Source organism: Moorena sp. SIO4E2, from assembly GCF_010671945.1.
Classification (GTDB): Bacteria; Cyanobacteriota; Cyanobacteriia; order Cyanobacteriales; family Coleofasciculaceae; genus Moorena; species Moorena producens.
In genome coordinates this window covers 1-3088 of sequence record NZ_JAAHIE010000731.1, presented here as the reverse complement: position 1 = coordinate 3088, position 3088 = coordinate 1, and the positions used below count along the sequence as shown (strand labels likewise).

The window sequence follows — 3088 nt, the reverse complement described above, 5'->3', positions numbered from 1 at the left end:
CCAACTTAGCACACCTCCCATACTTCCCTTCAAGACTCTCTAGGTGAGCAAAAGCCTTAGTATGATGAATGGCGGCATTTCGATTCAATGCCACAAATTTTCCTAGTTTAACTCCCTGCGTCATCACAGAAAACTCAAGAACTGTTTTACCTTCACCATTTTTCTTAGCTCCACGCTCCGGCTCAGGAGATTTTTCTAGTGCGATGCTCCTTTGGTCACGCTACGCGAACGCATTTTGTCCGGTGGCCATTGGCGCTTTGGAAGCGATTGACCTTGGCCTTTGGGCCACGCTACGCGAATGGTCACGCGGGGCGCGATTGGCCTTGGCCTTTGGGCCATGCTACGCGAATGGCCACGCGGGGCGCGATTGACCTTTGGTCACGCTACGCGAACGCATTTTGTAGGGTGGGCATTGCTGGTTTCCAACCCCAAATCCTGCCGGAATTAACCTGAGCAATGCCCACCAACCTTCAATCATGATTTTAATCAGTAGGCATTTTGTAGGGTGGGCATTGCTGGTTTCCAACCCCAAATCCTGCCGGAATTAACCTGAGCAATGCCCACCAACCAGGGGATCTCGGCCTTCAATTTTGATTTTCATCCGCAATGCCCACCCAAAGATTCGATTCCCGATTCCCGATTCCCGATTCCCGATTATAATTGGGTATTGGTGGGCATTGCCTATTTAATTGTTCGCCGTTCAATCATGATTTTAATCAGCAATGCCCACCCTACGATTTTTGGTATTGGTGGGCATTGCCTATTTAATTGTTCGCCGTTCAATCATGATTTTAATCAGCAATGCCCACCCTACGATGTTTATATTAATAAACCCAAATTACCTTAAAAAAATGATTGTTTTTATCTATAAAATCCCAAACTAGTCAATTTCTTAAGATTGTAAAAAAATATTAAATATTAAAATAACTCTTGACTTTTTCCAAGATATTAGTAATAATAAAAATGTCCGTTATTTCGATACGATTCTTGGACAAAAAGCCGCGCTTATAGCTTGCCACCTGGAAGCGCGGCTTATACCCCCAAGCAAACACTATGTTTGAGGTAATTCCATCATGCCAAAAAAACGCTCGAATGATCATCTGATTAAGTGTCAGCGAGCCCTAGACCGCCTTGCCCAAATTGCCCAGAGCCAATCCACAAGGCCACTTTCAATGCCTCGTGCCATCACTGAGCGAGAGCGAATCTTGATCAACCTATACAGCTTCTGCCGACTATCCATGACTCCCCAGGCGTTTTATTGGAAATGGCAAGTTAACCAAGAAGACATTGCTCAAATCTGCTGCCGCTCAACTTACGCTGTTAACACCTGGCTCGCTCAAGGTTCTCGCTATAAATCTCCTTCTTCTGATTCCTTATATCATTTGGCCTTAATGGATTTTTTGTTAGAAAATTTTGAAGCCATTCCAAAAGAGTTATTGAATCAACTCTGCTCAAAAGTTGAAGGTTGAAAGTTATTTGGTTGAAGGTTTTATTTCATAATTAAAAATTAATAATTTTGTAGGGTGGGCATTGCTTGAAACGAACTCCAAACCCTGCCCAAATTCATCTGAGCAATGCCCACCAAGCAGGGTACCCATTGCTGGTTTATAACCCCCAATCCTATCCGAATTCACCATTGCTTTACCCACCCAAAGATTTAAAGGTATTGGTGGGCATTGCCCATTTAATTGCTTGGGGTTCAATCATGACCAAGCTCAGCAATGCCCACCCTACGATTCTCCCGACTCCCGACTTGGTGGGCATTGACCATTTAATTGCTCGGGGTTCAATCATGATCAAGCTCAGCAATGCCCACCCTACGATTCTCCCTAAATTCTAAATTCTAAAATAATGATTCTTGGGTATTGGTGGGCATTGCCCATTTAATTTATTCCTAAACAATTTTGATATTGCACAGCAATGCCCACCCTACGATTATCTATTCCCTCTTCTCTCTTCCCTGTTCCCTGTTCCCTGTTCCCTGTTCCCTAAAATTCAAAAATTGTGTACCTCATAGCTATGATAATTGCTATGATTAATAAACCATCTAAGGAGATTTTTATGAACGCAGACTTAACCGCCATCATTGAGGCAGCAACAGAAGGAGGATATTGGGCGATTTGTCCTGAAATCCCTGGTGCAAATGGTCAAGGAGAAACGGTTGAAGAAGCCAAAGAAAGCTTGAAAAATGCCATTCAACTGATTTTTGAAGATCGTTTAGCTGATATTCGTCGAGGACTACCCAAAGAAGCGATCGAGGATACAATTTCTATTTCCATTCCATGAAACGTAAAGAATTAGAAAAAAAGTTACGGAAGGCGGGTTGCTATCTTAAGCGAGAAGGCTCTTCTCATTCTCTTTGGATTAATCCTCAAACTGGAGTTACTGAAGCTGTACCACGACATACAGAAATCAAAGAATTTTTGGCACACAAAATCCTCAAAAACTTAAATGCCCAATAGTGCGATGCTCCTTTGGAGCCGCTATGCGATCGCATTTTGTAGTGCGTACGCTGATCTTGTCCGGTGGGCATTGGTGGGCATTGCCCATTTAATTTATCGCCGTTCAATTTTGTTCTTTCAACAGCAATGCCCACCCTACGATTCTCCCGACTAAATTCGCGCATTCGCGCATTCTTTAGAGCTTATCTACCCGAGATTGGGTTAACCCTTGAGCTTTTTTAGCAAATTTCTGATCAAAGGTGTAAAACTCTGAACAATGCTGACTCAGGGCTAAATGAAAGGCATCAGCAAAATCTAAACCATTTTCATGCCATTGGATAACTTGAGCCATCAAGCTAGGGTTGGCAAGACGAACATTGGGTAAACCAAAAAGATTTCTCAACCCTTGACAGATAGCGGCGGGTTTGAACTTATAAGCAAAACGCAAAACCCATTCCGTTTCTAGAATTACCGTATCTGCAATAAAAACCTCTTGCTTCCTGAAAATCTCTACACTCTTGTTGAACTGTAACTGATCATCCTGAGTCAATAGCCGAACAACCACATTCGTATCAACAGCGATCATGCCATAACTCCTCTATCCCTTGCCGAATCGCCTCATCCATATCCTCAAGACTTTTAGGAGT

Annotated in this window: 8 protein-coding genes; 7 read left to right on the top strand and 1 reads right to left on the bottom strand. The window is 43.0% G+C overall.

The genetic code is table 11. The annotated features are described in order from the left end of the window. Positions 1 to 198 precede the first annotated feature (198 nt). From F6K37_RS36190 to F6K37_RS36160, 7 genes are all read left to right on the top strand, one after another. Positions 199 to 453 carry a hypothetical protein gene (locus F6K37_RS36190; RefSeq protein ID WP_158026631.1) on the top strand — a complete coding sequence of 85 codons (255 nt, stop codon included), beginning with the start codon at positions 199 to 201 and terminating at the stop codon, positions 451 to 453. A gap of 103 nt (positions 454 to 556) precedes the next feature. Further along, positions 557 to 847, top strand: coding sequence for a hypothetical protein (locus F6K37_RS36185; protein WP_271968685.1), 291 nt, complete (start codon positions 557 to 559; stop codon positions 845 to 847). A 226-nt stretch (positions 848 to 1073) separates the two neighbouring features. Beyond that, entirely contained in the window at positions 1074 to 1469 is a 396-nt protein-coding gene (locus tag F6K37_RS36180) for a hypothetical protein (RefSeq protein WP_083373870.1), read from the top strand. A 65-nt stretch (positions 1470 to 1534) separates the two neighbouring features. Next, positions 1535 to 1840 (top strand): hypothetical protein, encoded by a 306-nt coding sequence (locus tag F6K37_RS36175; protein ID WP_071105798.1) that lies wholly within the window; start codon positions 1535 to 1537, stop codon positions 1838 to 1840. Between the two features lie 221 nt (positions 1841 to 2061). After that, complete coding sequence (locus tag F6K37_RS36170) at positions 2062 to 2286, top strand: type II toxin-antitoxin system HicB family antitoxin (RefSeq protein ID WP_071107965.1); 225 nt, start codon at positions 2062 to 2064, stop codon at positions 2284 to 2286. Continuing rightward, positions 2283 to 2462 carry a type II toxin-antitoxin system HicA family toxin gene (locus F6K37_RS36165; RefSeq protein ID WP_071105799.1) on the top strand — a complete coding sequence of 60 codons (180 nt, stop codon included), beginning with the start codon at positions 2283 to 2285 and terminating at the stop codon, positions 2460 to 2462. The genes F6K37_RS36170 and F6K37_RS36165 overlap by 4 nt, the downstream gene beginning before the upstream one ends. Further along, positions 2452 to 2616, top strand: coding sequence for a hypothetical protein (locus tag F6K37_RS36160; protein WP_158026632.1), 165 nt, complete (start codon positions 2452 to 2454; stop codon positions 2614 to 2616). Before F6K37_RS36165 ends, F6K37_RS36160 begins: the two co-directional genes overlap by 11 nt. A 21-nt stretch (positions 2617 to 2637) precedes the next feature. On the opposite strand, the gene F6K37_RS36155 is transcribed toward F6K37_RS36160, so the two are convergent. Further along, a complete protein-coding gene (locus F6K37_RS36155; RefSeq protein ID WP_071105800.1) occupies positions 2638 to 3027 on the bottom strand; it encodes a type II toxin-antitoxin system VapC family toxin in 390 nt (129 codons plus the stop codon). Positions 3028 to 3088: the final 61 nt, after the last annotated feature.